This is a genomic window from Gilvibacter sp., assembly GCF_013214815.1.
In the GTDB taxonomy this organism is placed as follows: domain Bacteria; phylum Bacteroidota; class Bacteroidia; order Flavobacteriales; family Flavobacteriaceae; genus Gilvibacter.
This window is the reverse complement of sequence record NZ_JABSPU010000018.1, coordinates 31,591-46,154: the sequence shown is the minus strand read 5'-3', so window position 1 is coordinate 46,154 and position 14,564 is coordinate 31,591. Positions and strand designations below refer to the sequence as shown.

The following is a 14,564-nucleotide window of genomic DNA, read 5'->3' as shown; positions in this document are numbered from 1 at the left end:
GGTTAAAGAAGAAATTCTGGTCAAAGTTAGCCGTACCATCCCATCCATGTTGGATTACCAAGTTCATTTAGGGAAGGACAGTATGTTCAACACGCCTTCTGTATTTGCAGTATTCACTTCTATGTTGACCTTAGAGTGGTTAGAAGAGCAAGGCGGTGTTAGCGCTGTAGAAAAGATCAATAACGATAAGGCGGCCTTGTTGTACGGGGAGATTGACCGAAACCCACTCTTTAAAGGTTTTGTTGCAGATGCTACAGACCGATCCACTATGAACGCCACCTTTACCATTAATGATGAGTCGCAGACCGATCGATTCAACGCCCTATGGCAAGAAGCCGGAATTAACGGTTTGAACGGACACCGCTCCGTAGGCGGTTATCGCGCTTCTATGTACAATGCTTTACCGCTTTCAAGCGTACAAGTATTGGTAGATGTGATGCAAGAATTTGAAAGAACAGCATAATATAAATTAGCAGGAATAATGAAGAAGATTTTAGCCAACGACGGAATTTCGCAAAGCGGAGTCACGGCTCTAGAAGCCGCAGGCTATGAAGTGATCACCACTAAGGTGGCTCAAGAACAGTTAGAGAATTATATCAACGAAAACCAGATCAGCGGTTTGTTGGTTCGTTCAGCGACCACAGTACGCAAAGACCTGATTGACGCATGCCCTAGCCTAAAGCTTATTGGACGCGGTGGTGTTGGAATGGACAATATTGATGTGGATTATGCTCGTGACAAAGGACTGCATGTGATCAACACTCCTGCAGCCTCGTCAGCTTCTGTTGCCGAATTGGTATTTGCTCACCTTTTTACGGGAGTGCGCTACCTCTACGATTCCAACAGAAATATGCCCTTAGACGGAGACACAAAATTCAAAGATCTTAAAAAGAACTACGCTAAAGGCGCAGAACTACGCGGGAAAACCCTTGGAATTATTGGTTTTGGACGTATTGGTCAAGCTGTGGCAAAGATCGCTATTGGCTGCGGAATGAATGTCTTAGCTCATGATAAGTATACGGAAGCTGCAAGTCTTCAATTGGATTTCTTTGACGGGCGTTCTATGGATTTTGAGATCAAGACCATCGCTATGGATGAAGTACTGCAAAAGTCAGACTTCATCACTTTACACGTTCCTGCACAAAAGGATTACGTGATCGGCAAGGCAGAAATGGATCAAATGAAAGCAGGTGCTGCCTTGATCAACGCTGCTCGTGGAGGAGTCATTGATGAAGTAGCGCTGATTGACGCTTTAGATAACGGCAAGCTCTCCTTTGCAGGTTTAGATACCTTTGAGGAAGAGCCCAAACCGGCCATCAAAGTATTGATGAATCCAAAGGTATCATTGACACCGCACATTGGTGCAGCTACCCAGGAAGCGCAAGATAGAATCGGAACCGAATTAGCAGATCAAATTGTGAGTTTGCTCGGTTAAGTGTATTTTGTCGGTTAATGTTATCGCTTTAACTGATTGATTTTGAAAATTTAAGGTGAGGTACTGGTATTTGTACTTCACCTTTTTTAATTTGTAGTCAGAAATAATTCACTAAACAATAATCATGGAAGGATTAATGGATTTGCTTCAAAGCGACATGGGTAAACAAATCATAAACGGGGTTAGTTCCCATACAAATGCATCTCAACAACAAACGCAATCAGTACTCTCAATGGCTTTGCCAGTACTTATGGGAGCCATGAAGCGTAACGCAGCTTCTCCAGAAGGTGCTGAAGGCCTTATGAGTGCGCTATCTGGAAAGCACGATGGAAGCATCTTAGACAACCTAGGCGGACTATTTGGCGGTGGAGTTGATCAAAGTGTTATGGATGACGGTGCCGGAATTTTAGGACACGTATTGGGAGGTTCACAACAAAACGTGACTTCTGCTCTTTCGTCTAAATCGGGCTTGGATTCTAACACGGTAGGCAACATTCTACAAATTGCTGCTCCTATCCTACTCGGATTCTTAGGGAAACAACAGCGTCAACAAAATGTACAATCAAGTGCTGGTTTGGGAGATCTTCTAGGTGGATTAATGGGCGGCGGCGGCTCTCAACAACCTAAGCAGCAGTCAATGATCGAATCTTTACTTGACGGTGATGGTGACGGGAGTATTTTAGACGATGTAGCAGGAATGGTTTTGAACTCTGGAGGTAAAGGCAAAAAAGGCGGCTTAGGAGGATTGTTAGGCGGACTCTTCGGAGGGCGCTAACAGACCGCTACAAATAGTATAAAAAGAGGCTCCTGGCCTCTTTTTTTTTATTATGACATTCAGAATTAATTAGGTTGACGGTATATTTAGTAAATTTACAATCAATTAAAAGCTAAGATGAAATACCTTCTAGGATTTATACTCACCGGTCTTCTCATTTTCAGTTGTGACAGTTACAAAGGGCCGTCTAGATCGGCTCGTGACGGGGCAACTGCCAACGACACGGTGCGTATTGCCAATGACAGCCTAGATTATGAGATCATCATTATTGAACCTGGCTTTTACAATTGGTTGGTGACTCAATTTCCAGAAGACTATTATACTTTGAGCTTTTTGGAGAACAGAAACTTATTCTACGTTCAAGAGTACAACCGCAGAGTAATTAATCCCAACCAGTACGATTCACAATTGTATTTATGGCAGATCGATTATCAGCCCAATGTCAAATACGGCAAAGAAGTGAATTATTTACTCTACAACTGGTTCATTTACTTTCAACAGACCTACAAGCAAAAACTGTGATGGACAAGCTAAAAGCCCGTTGGAACATTCAAGACAATTGGCAATTGACGGTAATTTTTATCGTTTTTGCGATTACTGGAAGCACTGCTGCTAAATTTGCGGGACCATTGGTGGAATATTTAGGAATCACCAAGGAGAGTGGAGCTCTGATCTATTGGCCCGCGCGTATCCTATTGATATTCCCAATTTATCAGATTCTGTTGGTGTTCTTCGGATGGCTTTTTGGTGAGTTTCAGTTCTTTTGGAACTTTGAAAAGAAAATGCTGCGCATGTTTGGACTGTTTAAAGAGCGGTAGTCCGTTTATCACCAGTACTAAAAAGACATATACAAAAAAAACTCCCGTCCTGTAATAATACAAGACGGGAGTCTTTATAAGAGCTTTTAACTAATTACTGTACGTTCAATACGAAAGTTAGATCGAAGTCAGTATCTCCATCGTTAACTCCTGTATCAGCAGTTTTGATATCTGGCTGGTGCTGAAGTCTAACACGGAAAGATCCTCCTGTAGAAGCAGCAGCGTTTGTAGTCCAAGAAGTGCTAAGACCTACTGGGTTCCCATTGTCATCAGTATCGTTGTAGTTGATAGCGTCAGCGGCATCGTCAAAGTTTCCGTTTCCAGCTGGGTCTGCAAATACATCAGTTGTGAATGAGAAAAAGAACTGGTGCTCATCATCCTCTTCTAAGATTTCCTCTCCGATGTCTTCTACATCAGCAGGATCCAAAGCGTTAAGGATAGCCATAGTCAAAGTGTAAGTCGCATCAGCAGTAAGCGTGATCTCGTCGTTCACTTGTAATTCTTGGATACCTTCTCCATCAGGATCTACAGCAGTAGCAGTTACTACGTCAGTAGCATCAGCATTGTTGGTAAAGATCAAAGAAACAGAAGTAATTACTTCTACTTCATTCTCCTCTTCTGGAGCAGCATCATCGTCATTGCTACAGCTTGCTGCAAAAACAGCAACAAACAATAGAGCAATTAGTCTAAAATTCAAAATTTGATTAAAGGTTTTCATTTTTATTTGAGATTTGATTTATGAACTTGTTATTAATTTAAATAGTAGTGTAATAGAACGGTTTGTAACGTAATTTATTCATGGAGCTCTTGTTTTTTTGTTGTATTCATTAAAGTCTGATGTTATTTCCATCGAATTTGTATTTAAAAACTGTAATTCAATGAAAACAGTATGTTTATTCCGGGTTCATCGGCAAAATACCTGAACTCGTTTAAATAGTTTCTATAGCTGTTGTTTAATACATTTTGGGCTGTAATACTGCCGCCTAAGTTCTTTACTTGGAAACTCCACTGCATGTCGAGAAGGAAATAGCCTTCAGGTGCATCAATAAAGTCAAATATTTCAGAATCCGTATCAATTTCCACAGTTCCTTCTACCAAACTCTCAGGAGTCACTGTTCTCGGAGCTTGGAACTGCTCAAATGTGTAGCTCGGGCGCAGTCCCCAGGTACTGTCGTCAAAAATCCAAAATCCACCTTGCTCCCACTGCAACTCTAAATTGGTAGAAATTGGTGGTTGTTCAATTAAGGGTTGATCGTCACCTATATTTCTAGACCAGAGATAACTCAATCCATAAGTTGAGGATAATCGCTCACTGAAATTGTGTTTCCAAGTATAATCCAATCCTATAAAGAGTGCTTCGGCTTGATCGATAATGAATGCAGGTTGGGGACCTCTAATACTACCAAACACGCCAATTGGACGCTCATACACAAAATTGTCAATGTAATTGACGTATCCAGTTAGTAAATGGGAATTATTTTCAGAATTGGTTCGGTATTCTGTGGTAAGTTTATATCCGCGTTCCAAGTCAACATCACTGTCTTCTAACAATACGACTTCACTGGTACTCAAAGTTCCGTTATCATCAGAGAATCGAAGTAAACCAAAGGTAGAACGATAGCCTTGTTGTCCAAAACTAAACAACTCGGCAACATTAGGTGTTCTAAAGGCAGACCCGACATTGGTGCTCAGAGAACTGTTGTCGGAAATATTCCACAGATACCCTAAGGATGCTGTGAAATTGGTAAAGGTATAATTGTCTCTAAAAATATCTTGATCGGTCTCACGTCCTCTCACATCGTTGGTCTCCCGGTCAAAACGAACTCCAGCCTCAAAAGTGTCATCCCCTACTTCTAAGGTTTCAATAACAAACACACTGACCCGTTCGGTATTGTAGTTAGGAATAAAAGGAGTGGTGAGTGTCCCTGGGTTATTATCATTATTCTGATTGAAATACTGAACACCAATAACACCATCAAAACCCTTCCAATCGGGATGTTCCCATTCCAATTGGTATTCATAGGTAACCAAGTCCAAGATAATAATTGGGATCTCCTCCGGCCTTCTTACATCAAATTCGTTACGTCTGTTTTGTTGAATTCCCGCGTGAAAATGGAGTTTACCTCCATTTGAATAACGCCAATCTATACCCACCTTTGCCAGTTGGTGTTCTGTGGTTTGGTTGGGTTCTTTAACATCATAGGTAAACGGATTGATAATTATAGGTTCATCGGCGTTGATCGAATTGATAAACAGGTCTGGGCTTCTTGTTACAGAAGAACGCAACAAACCGAGGTTTTGGTCGATATAACTGTAATAGACTTTAAAGTCCCAAGCATCAATATTGTATCGAGCGCCCAAACTAAAGGCCGTTTCTTCCTTTCCGGTATTGGATAGGTTGTAATCTGGAGCCTTTCTATCACCAATACGCGCATAGCTTCCATTAGCGAAATAACTGAAATGCTCACCGCCTGCTCCAATTTCAGCATTGGCATTGTAACCACGACCGTTGGTTTGATATCCTGCTCCTACTCGCCCATAAAATGGATTGTAAAGCGCTAAAGGATTCGGCTCAACTAATATGGCTCCACTGAGTGCTTCTGGTCCAAAACGAACTCCAGCAGCACCTTTAATGACGGTAATTCCATTGGCCGCATTCATGTCGATCTCTGGAGCATGGTCAGAACCCCAATTTTGGAACGCATGCTTAATATCGTTGTTCAGAACTAAAATTCTGTTTCCAGACAAACCATGAATAATCGGTAATTGCACGTTGGTACCTGTCGACGCAAAGGTCACCCCTTCTAGTTTGGAAAGAGATACCGCCAGTGATTGGGTTGAATTACTCAGAATGTCATCCTTGCTCAAACGGCTTTGGGCTATGGTCTCTGTGCCTTTTTCCTTAGCAGCTTCTACCTTCACAGTAACTTCATCTAAACTAGCCACAGTCTCTTCTAAGTAATATGTTGGGATTTCACCGTCCTGTCTTGTGGTGGTGAAATTTGCTTCCTTATAACCCAGCACATTGATGGATATGCTAACGCGGTCCGGGCAATAATCGGTCAAAACAAAACTTCCGTCTTCCTTGGTTTGGGTGTAAACATTCGTGTTAGGAACGTTGACCGTTGCAAAAGCTACAGGAGCATTGGTCGCTTTGTCCAATACTTTCCCCTCGGTACAACAACTGCAGCTTTGCTGCTGTCCTTGAACAGGCAAATTAAATAGACAAAAGCCTAAGCATATTGCAAATCTTAGTTTGATAATTCTGGAATTAAATAATTAAAGGGTGGCTGAATGATAATCAGCGCTCAGGTTTAAAAACAGGATCTTTGGACGTATTACAAAGAGTGCGGCGGAGGCCTGCTGTAAAGATGTGAATTGATTTCCTGCTTGGCAGCGGAAACCACAACCCCGTGAATCTCTTCTTGAAAGTTTAAAATTTCCTCCTTCAATTCAAAGGTAGTCTCTAAGACTAGAAAACCAAGTTCTTGCGAAGTTACAAGGTGTTCGCAGAGTTCACAAGCCATCTCGTGGCCATCACTATCTGCATGATGCGTAACCTGATGTATTGCAAGAGAAGACACCTTGAGCACTACAGTGATCAGCAGTATTGAAAAGAAAAAATAGTTTTTCAACTTCATAGCGTGTTGAAAAGGTAATTTATAGTTGTCTTCTTTAGGATTTTTAACATCCTGCTTACAAGTTTGGCAAAAATAAGTTAAGCTTTAGACAAAAACAACATAATATCGCCTTTTTCTGTAACTTTGTAAAACTGGGTAAACTTAGTAAAACCGCGGGTTTTAGACTCCGCTTAGTGCGTTAATCCCAAGTTAAATTTTTAATAGAAATTAGAATTATGAAAAAGAGTCTATTCTACACTTTTGGACTCCTAGTAACCTTAGTCCTTTTTGCCTGTAGCAATGATGATGACGGAGGTTCTACAGAGAATCAACTCGATGATGTTAATGTGACAACTTTAGTGCTGACCTTAACTCCGGAAGGCGGAGGAACCCCAGTGATCTTTACTTCTCAAGATTTAGATGGTACCGGACCTGGTGAGGCAGAACTAACTGTTGATGGAACGCTAACAGCAAACACCTCATATACAGCTACCATTGTATTTTTAAACGACGCTGTAGATCCTCAAGAGAATCAGACAATTACTATACTCCAGAATCCAAATCAGTTTCAAGTATTCTACATCAGTAGTGATGCGCTGAATCTTAATCCTATTTACTTGGATGGAGATGGAAACGGCAATCCTCTAGGAGTACTTATGGGCTTTGAAGCCGGAGACGGCAGCTTTGGAAACTTGACAATTTCATTACGCCAAGATCCTAACAAACCTAATGACGGCAGCTTATCTGGAGCTGGTGGCACCACGAGAATTGAAACTACATTTACAGGAGTAGCTATTCAATAGTACTACATTAAAAAAGCTAAAAAGCCCCTTCAAAACGAAGGGGCTTTTTTATTAGCGGTCTGCTCTAACTTTTATGGGAGTCAACTCTCCCGGATCTTCACTGTTGAACACATAGGTATATAACCACATCAAAGTGAAGGTGGGTATAAAGTCCAGTCCAGGGATAAGCTCCTCTAGAAATACAATGACAGAAGCCATCTTTCCTTGCTTTCCTGGATACATTTTATTCATTTGCCAAGCGGCTATCGGCGCCCAAACCAGATCAATCACAGTTCCAATTCCAGGTAACACCATAGTTACCATTCCTGCAGCATCTAGCACCAATCCCTTGGCCAGCATTTTATATTTTAATTTACGCATAGGTATTTTTTAGTTCATTTATAATCGAGCAATAAGCGTACCAAATTTTGGAGCTAAGAAAGCTCGTTACTGATCAGACGCGAAAACGTCTTGTTTGTTTCAATACTAAAGATCTCATTTATTCTTCTAAGCTAAACAATCCTGACAAACAATTATCATTCTTTTGACATTTCCTTGGCTTTATTTAACGTTTCCTTAGTAGCCCTCCCCAATTGAGCAGAGTAGCTTTGCTTGCAATCAACTGACGACCTCGCGGTCCGCCGCAAAAAAATTTAACTGTATGAACTTGCGTAGCTTAACGTTATTGTTGCTGCTTATACCTACTCTATCTCTGTGCCAAGTCCGCAAAAACCTTGAGGCTACACGGATTGACACCCCTCCTAAAATTGACGGAATTCTAGACGATGCGATCTGGCAAGAGCTCCCGGCTTTTAACGATTTCAATATGTATGAACCTGGGAATGAAGGAGAGATCCCTGACGAATATCAAACCGAAGTTAAGTTCGCCTATGATGACAACTACGTCTATATCGCGGGCTATATGTATGATCCGAATCCGGAGTCTATTTTAACCCAATTCTCCCAACGCGATGAGGTTTTTGTTCAGGCCGATGTATTCACGGTAGCACTCAACACCTATAATGACGGAATTAACGAAACGCGCTTTTACATTAACAGTGCCGGAGCTATTGGAGATGCCTTTGTGTCTAACGGCAGAACTGATTTTAGTTACAACGTTGTTTTTAGCGCGCGTACCTCAATGGATGACAAAGGTTGGTATGCTGAATTTAGAATTCCTTATAACGCTTTGCGCTTTCCTGAGATCGATATTCAAGATTGGAGCATAAACTTTTACAGACGTCTTCAAACTCAAAATGAGACACATACGTGGAACTTCATTGAGAACAGCGTGGGTAATGAAACGCAGTACAATGGAACGGTGAGTGGTGTTCAGGGGATCAATCCACCACTAAGATTGACCCTTTTCCCCTTTGTTCAAGGTGTAGCAACAACATTTGATGGCGAATCCGAAACAGAATTTGCGGCCGGAATGGACATTAAATACGGGCTCAGCGATAGTTTCACTTTGGACGCTACTTTAATCCCAGATTTTGGGCAAGCCGCTTTTGATGAAGTCCGATTGAATTTGGGGCCCTTTGAACAAACCTTTGGTGAGAACAGACAGTTCTTTGTTGAGGGTATAGAGCTTTTTAACAAAGGAAACATTTTCTTTTCCAGACGAGTAGGAAACGCTCCAACAGGAAGCGTTGGCCCCTTAGACGAGAATGAACGGATCATTGAACAGCCTTCAAAAGTTAATCTGCTCAATGCCGTAAAAATTTCAGGGCGTACCAAAGAAAAACTCGGAGTTGGATTCTTCAATGCCATTACGGAGCGCACTTTTGCCCGTATTGAAGACACGCTCACTGGAGAACGCAGAAGGGTACTTATTGAGCCTTTGGCCAACTACAACATCTTTGTGCTGGATCAACAGTGGAATGACAACTCATCCATATCCCTGATCAATACGAACGTACTTAGAAACGGAAACTTTAGAGATGCTAACGTGACTGCTTTAGTTTTTGACGTTGCCGATAAGGCCAATACTTTCAGAACCTCTGGACGTGTGGTGGTGAGTAATGTAAATGAGAACAACGGCTTTAAAACGGGTTTACGTACTGAGTTTGATATTTTTAAGACTAAGGGGAATTGGCGTTATAGATTCGGACATGATTTTGCAAACACCACACTAGACATAAACGATTTAGGGCTAAACTTTAGAAATAACTTCAACAATTTTGTGGTTGGAGGGAGTTATCAAATCTTTGAGCCAACAAAGACCTTTAACTTTTACAGGATCAATCTAACGGTGAGACACCGCCGACTTTATGAACCTGATGTACAAACGGGGAACAGCATTTTTACCAATGCCTTCTTTGTAACTCCAGAGCGCTTCGCTTTTGGTGTTGACGGTAGTTACAATACGGAGAGTGACGATTATTTTGAGCCTCGTGTAGCGGGGCGATTCCTCACCTACCCGTCTAATTATGGTTTTGGCGGATTTGTCTCTTCCGACTTTAGAAAGAAATTTGCCTACGATATAAACGTCGGATACCGCAAATGGGATGCTGAGCAACAGTATCGTTACAACATCAATGTTTCTCCGCGGTACCGCTTCTCGGATAATTTCTTGGTGGTTTGGTCCACTTCTTTATCTAAGAATGAGAACAACTTTGGGTGGATCTTTAATGACGATAATGGCATTGTCATAGGTCAGCGAGATTTAACCAACCTGGAAAACAGCCTTACGGCGAGTTATAACTTTGATCCCTATAAGGCGCTTGACCTGCGTTTTAGAAACTTTTGGAGTACAGCAAATCACAGTGACAATGTTTACTGGATGCTAGAAGAAGATGGCTCTAGAACACGCACAGATTATGATTTAGCCAATAGAGATCCCGACACCAATTTTAATATTTGGAATTTGGATTTGAGCTTCCGTTGGCGTTTTGCACCAGGTAGTGAGGCTACACTGCTCTATCGCAACCAGATCTTCAACGTGACCGATATGGCTAGTTTGAACTACTCTGAAAGTTTGGAATCTCTCTTTGAACAGCCAGCGCAGCATACCTTGTCCTTACGCATTACCTATTTTGTAGATGTGAATAATTTTGGAAATTGGATCTAATTGTCTCTGCGGATTGCATCAGCCAATTTAATGTTCTAATTTTACGTTTTATCATTCGGTAGATGATCCAAGCAGTAAATCTTCATAAATCTTATTCAGACCTGCATGTCTTAAAAGGTGTGGATCTCTTGGTAAAACAAGGGGAAATAGTTTCTGTTGTCGGAGCATCAGGCGCAGGTAAGACTACTTTATTACAGCTTTTGGGGACTTTAGACCAGCCTGATGAAGCGACAACTAGCCTAAAGTTTCAAGATCAAGAGCTCAAAGGAATGAATAAGCGCGAGCTCGCTGAGTTTCGCAATAAGCATTTGGGATTTATCTTTCAGTTTCACCAATTACTTCCAGAATTCACTGCTTTTGAAAATGTGTGTATTCCGGGTTATATCGCTGGGACACCAAAGGCAGAAGTGCAGCAGCGCGCTAAAGAGCTTTTAGATCTGCTCGGACTTCAAGATCGCTATGATCACAAACCCAGCGAACTCTCCGGTGGAGAACAACAACGCACAGCGGTTGCACGGGCTTTGATCAACAAACCTGACCTTATTTTGGCTGATGAACCCTCCGGGAATTTAGACTCTGAGGCTGCGGATAAATTGCACAAACTGTTTTTCGAACTTCGTGACACTTTAGGCCAGACCTTTATTTTGGTTACTCACAATAACGAATTGGCCGATATGGCTGACCGAAAACTTACCATGGTAGACGGTAAGATCGTATAATGAATCGTAGCGAGCTCAAAGCATTCTTAGATGAAAAGGCGGCTTACTACGAGCAGCCTAGCTTTCTGGAACAAGACCCCATTCAAATCCCACACAGATATACCCAAAAGGAAGATATTGAGATCAGTGGTTTTTTAACAGCTGTCATTGCTTGGGGGAATAGACTGAGTATCCTCCGCAGCGCCGATAAAATGATGCAGATCATGGGTGACGCCCCACATGATTTTATTCTGAATCACGAGCCTACGGATCTTGAAAAGATCGAAGGTTTTGTGCACAGAACCTTTCAAACTGTAGATCTCAAGTACTTCCTAAAGGCCTTGCAGCAACTCTATCGTCATCAAGGAGGCCTAGAATCTACCTTAGCAAAACACTATAAAGAAGCCGGAGAACTGCAACTGGCTTTGAGCTCTTTTAAAAAAGAGTTCTTCAGTTTTGATCCTCCTGAGCGGAGTTTAAAACATTTACCAGATCCGCTTAAAGGTTCAGCGGCAAAACGCATCAATATGTATTTGCGATGGATGGTTCGCTCCTCGGCTAGAGATGTTGACTTTGGGATTTGGGATCAAATTCCTGCTTCTGCCCTCTCCTGTCCGTTGGATGTTCACAGCGGTCGTGTTGCCCGTGCTGTTAAACTTTTGAAGCGCAAACAGAACGATGCAAAAGCCGTTTTGGAACTGGATAAGGCACTGCGACGTTTAGATCCGGAAGATCCTGTGAAATACGATTTCGCGCTATTTGGCCTGGGCGTGGATGAAAAATTCTAACCCTTCACTGACAGTATTTACTGCTTTCTGCGACTTAAGTTACATCAGAGCAATCCTTCTGTTGAGCCTAATGGCCCTACCCTTTTCCGTATTGAGTCAGAATATGAACAACGAGCGCCTGCAAGAGATTCTTCAGGTAGAAAGTGATTCGGTTGTTGGTGCCAACGGGCGTTGGCAAATAACTTACAAAGAAGCACCCATGCTGGTACTGACAGACCAGACCAATGACCGAATGCGAATCATTATGCCTATTACTAAAGGGACCACACTCTCAAAAGAGATGCTGCAAGCCTGCTTAACGGCCAATTTTCATACGGCTTTGGATGTCAAATATGCTTTGTCTGACGAACTTTTATGGGCAGTGTACATACATCCTTTAAGTCCGTTGACAGAAGGCCAACTCAAAAGTGCGCTGGCCCAGGTATACTCTGCTGCCCTGACCTTTGGCACTACATTTTCCAGTACTGATCTATTGTTTGGTGGTGGTCAAATTCCAGAGGATCAGCCAGATCCGAGTCCGGAATTAAACCCTAAAAGAGGCTGATAGAATTAGCCTGCTGGCTAAAAATGTTGCAGGGAAGTTAAAAGCGTTCCTTCTCGCTATCAAAAGTGTATCTTTGAAAGCAATACGCTTTTTTACTGCGCTAAATGCAATTCAAAAACCCGGAAATCTTTTACGGCCTACTTCTGCTACTGATCCCTATATTGGTACATCTGTTTCAATTGCGGCGTTTTGTCAAGGTGCCATTCACCAATGTTGCTTTTCTAAAAGAGATCCAACTTAAGACCCGAAAAAGCTCTAAACTCAAAAAATGGTTGGTACTCGCCTTGCGTTGTTTGGCCTTAGCAGCTCTTGTAACCGCCTTTGCCCAGCCTTTCCTGTCGGACAAAACCGAAGACCAACAAGAAGACGAATTCGTTTTCTATTTGGACAACAGCTACAGCATGACTGCTCGAGATCAGCAAGGCACGCTTTTGTCAAAAGCCGTGCAAGATCTTTATGACAATCCGCCTTTGTCTGGAAGTTTTAGATGGTTTACTAACAGCGACGACTACAATTCAGATACAGAAGTTGACTTTAGAAACAGCTTGCTAGAAATCAGCCCATCCTTTAAACAATACAATTACAAAGAAATACTGCTTAAAGCCAGCGGTATGTTCTCCAAAGAGGACACGCGTAAAAACCTGGTTATATTTTCAGATTTTCAAGCCAATGCTTTTGGGACGATGGATTCCTTGCCGGCTATTGATATACAGGCCGTAAAACTAGAAGCCCAATCCTTGGCTAATGTGAGTATAGATACTGCATACATTCAAGCAAACATTAACGGAAGCGCCGTTTTAAAAGTAGGCCTAAGTGCCGCTACAAGAAATAATGTCAATTACCCGGTTTCCTTATGGGAAGCAGAGACACTGGCGGCCAAATCAGCCGTTTCCTTCGATCAAAACCTAAAACAAGAAGTAGAGTTTCCTATTGACTTGAACAAGCCATTTTTAGGCCGATTGAGTGTCAATGATCAAGAACTGGAATTTGATAATGAGCTCTATTTTGCACTCGGCAAGAAGACTGCCATTAAAGTGATGAGTATCAACCAAGCAGATCAATCCTTTTTGGATAAGTTATTTCCTCAAGGTGATTTTGAATTAACCCATTTCAATTACGCAGCTGCAGATTATAACGCCATCTTACAACAAAATGTAGTTGTGCTGAATGAATTAGATCGCGTTCCCGCAAGTTTGGTCACAGCTCTGGAACGCTTTAAAGAAGAAGGCGGCGTGATTGTTGTGATTCCAGCGGCACAAGCAGATCTAGCAGAGTATACCGCTTTATTACAACGCCTGGAGGCAGGAACTTTTTCTGAGCCCGTCAATCAGCAGCGAAAACTCAACACTATAAATTTTGATCACCCCCTGTTTAGTTCTGTATTTAGTAAAACTGTGGACAACTTTCAATATCCAACAGTCAACACCTTTTTTGATCTGACCAGTGGCGGCAATGACCCTTTATCACTTGAAGGAGGAAATCCATTCTTGGTACAATTCAATAGTGTTTATGTATTTGGCGCGCCTTTGAGCAGTCCAAATTCCAACTTTAAAGAGTCACCGCTTATCGTCCCTACATTCTACAATATCGGGCGGAGCGCACTCCCCTTACCGGTCCTTTATTATGAAATCGGGAAGAGTCAGCAGATCGGTTTGCCAATTTCCTTAGGGGAGGATCAAATTGTAAACCTAAAAGGAACCGATCAGGATTTTATCCCGCTTCAACAACGCTATGCCAATAAGGTAGTTTTGTCTACAGAAGCAGATCCGGCCTTTCAAGGACATTATTTTGCCATGAACAAAGCCGATACCGTGGCCATTCTTCCTTACAACACGTCAAGGAAAGAAGCAGATCTTCAAAATTACAACACCAATGATTTAAGGGGTATTAACTTCTTTAATTCTGTAAAGGATATGTTGTTGGAAATGAAGCAACAAGGACAGCAACGTCCGTTATGGCAGTGGTTTGTGATCTTAGCCGTGCTGTTTTTGATTACAGAAATGGCAGTTTTACACTTTTTAAAGTGATGAATTT

At 42.0% G+C, this 14,564-nt stretch carries 15 protein-coding genes; 11 read left to right on the top strand and 4 right to left on the bottom strand.

The window, feature by feature from the left end:
- From HRT75_RS05995 to HRT75_RS05975, 5 genes are all read left to right on the top strand, one after another.
- A partial coding sequence (locus tag HRT75_RS05995; RefSeq protein ID WP_291183841.1) for an aminotransferase class V-fold PLP-dependent enzyme occupies window positions 1-463 on the top strand: 463 nt, incomplete at its 5' end.
- 18 nt (window positions 464-481) lie between these two features.
- Window positions 482-1,435 carry a D-2-hydroxyacid dehydrogenase gene (locus HRT75_RS05990; RefSeq protein WP_291183838.1) on the top strand — a complete coding sequence of 318 codons (954 nt, stop codon included), beginning with the start codon at window positions 482-484 and terminating at the stop codon, window positions 1,433-1,435.
- Between the two features lie 124 nt (window positions 1,436-1,559).
- Window positions 1,560-2,210 (top strand): DUF937 domain-containing protein, encoded by a 651-nt coding sequence (locus HRT75_RS05985; protein ID WP_291183835.1) that lies wholly within the window; start codon window positions 1,560-1,562, stop codon window positions 2,208-2,210.
- Between the two features lie 117 nt (window positions 2,211-2,327).
- Window positions 2,328-2,732, top strand: a complete 405-nt coding sequence (locus HRT75_RS05980; protein WP_291183832.1) for a DUF6146 family protein — start codon at window positions 2,328-2,330, stop codon at window positions 2,730-2,732.
- Window positions 2,732-3,028 carry a DUF6787 family protein gene (locus HRT75_RS05975; protein ID WP_291183829.1) on the top strand — a complete coding sequence of 99 codons (297 nt, stop codon included), beginning with the start codon at window positions 2,732-2,734 and terminating at the stop codon, window positions 3,026-3,028. Before HRT75_RS05980 ends, HRT75_RS05975 begins: the two co-directional genes overlap by 1 nt.
- 94 nt (window positions 3,029-3,122) lie before the next feature.
- Here the strand turns inward: HRT75_RS05975 and HRT75_RS05970 are convergent, their stop codons facing one another.
- The 3 genes from HRT75_RS05970 to HRT75_RS05960 form a co-directional block, all read right to left on the bottom strand.
- The gene (locus tag HRT75_RS05970; RefSeq protein ID WP_291183826.1) at window positions 3,123-3,746 is read right to left on the bottom strand and encodes a GTP cyclohydrolase; all 624 of its coding nucleotides are present in this window, start codon (window positions 3,744-3,746) and stop codon (window positions 3,123-3,125) included.
- 143 nt (window positions 3,747-3,889) lie between these two features.
- The gene (locus HRT75_RS05965; protein WP_291183824.1) at window positions 3,890-6,244 is read right to left on the bottom strand and encodes a TonB-dependent receptor; all 2,355 of its coding nucleotides are present in this window, start codon (window positions 6,242-6,244) and stop codon (window positions 3,890-3,892) included.
- Between the two features lie 122 nt (window positions 6,245-6,366).
- A complete protein-coding gene (locus tag HRT75_RS05960; protein WP_291183822.1) occupies window positions 6,367-6,663 on the bottom strand; it encodes a hypothetical protein in 297 nt (98 codons plus the stop codon).
- A 221-nt stretch (window positions 6,664-6,884) separates the two neighbouring features.
- Here HRT75_RS05960 and HRT75_RS05955 point away from each other — a divergent pair, with 221 nt between their 5' ends.
- Window positions 6,885-7,451, top strand: coding sequence for a type 1 periplasmic binding fold superfamily protein (locus HRT75_RS05955; protein WP_291183818.1), 567 nt, complete (start codon window positions 6,885-6,887; stop codon window positions 7,449-7,451).
- A 51-nt stretch (window positions 7,452-7,502) separates the two neighbouring features.
- On the opposite strand, the gene HRT75_RS05950 is transcribed toward HRT75_RS05955, so the two are convergent.
- Window positions 7,503-7,811, bottom strand: a complete 309-nt coding sequence (locus tag HRT75_RS05950) for a hypothetical protein (RefSeq protein WP_291183816.1) — start codon at window positions 7,809-7,811, stop codon at window positions 7,503-7,505.
- A 280-nt stretch (window positions 7,812-8,091) separates the two neighbouring features.
- Here HRT75_RS05950 and HRT75_RS05945 point away from each other — a divergent pair, with 280 nt between their 5' ends.
- The 5 genes from HRT75_RS05945 (at window position 8,092) to HRT75_RS05925 (ending at window position 14,557) form a co-directional block, all read left to right on the top strand.
- Window positions 8,092-10,500: a DUF5916 domain-containing protein gene (locus HRT75_RS05945; protein ID WP_291183812.1), complete on the top strand. Its 2,409-nt coding sequence runs from the start codon at window positions 8,092-8,094 to the stop codon at window positions 10,498-10,500.
- A 62-nt stretch (window positions 10,501-10,562) separates the two neighbouring features.
- A complete protein-coding gene (locus HRT75_RS05940) occupies window positions 10,563-11,219 on the top strand; it encodes an ABC transporter ATP-binding protein (RefSeq protein ID WP_291183809.1) in 657 nt (218 codons plus the stop codon).
- A complete protein-coding gene (locus HRT75_RS05935; RefSeq protein WP_291183806.1) occupies window positions 11,219-11,986 on the top strand; it encodes a TIGR02757 family protein in 768 nt (255 codons plus the stop codon). Before HRT75_RS05940 ends, HRT75_RS05935 begins: the two co-directional genes overlap by 1 nt.
- Before the next feature lie 70 nt (window positions 11,987-12,056).
- Complete coding sequence (locus tag HRT75_RS05930) at window positions 12,057-12,530, top strand: hypothetical protein (RefSeq protein ID WP_291183801.1); 474 nt, start codon at window positions 12,057-12,059, stop codon at window positions 12,528-12,530.
- A gap of 104 nt (window positions 12,531-12,634) precedes the next feature.
- Window positions 12,635-14,557, top strand: a complete 1,923-nt coding sequence (locus tag HRT75_RS05925; protein WP_291183798.1) for a BatA domain-containing protein — start codon at window positions 12,635-12,637, stop codon at window positions 14,555-14,557.
- Window positions 14,558-14,564: the final 7 nt, after the last annotated feature.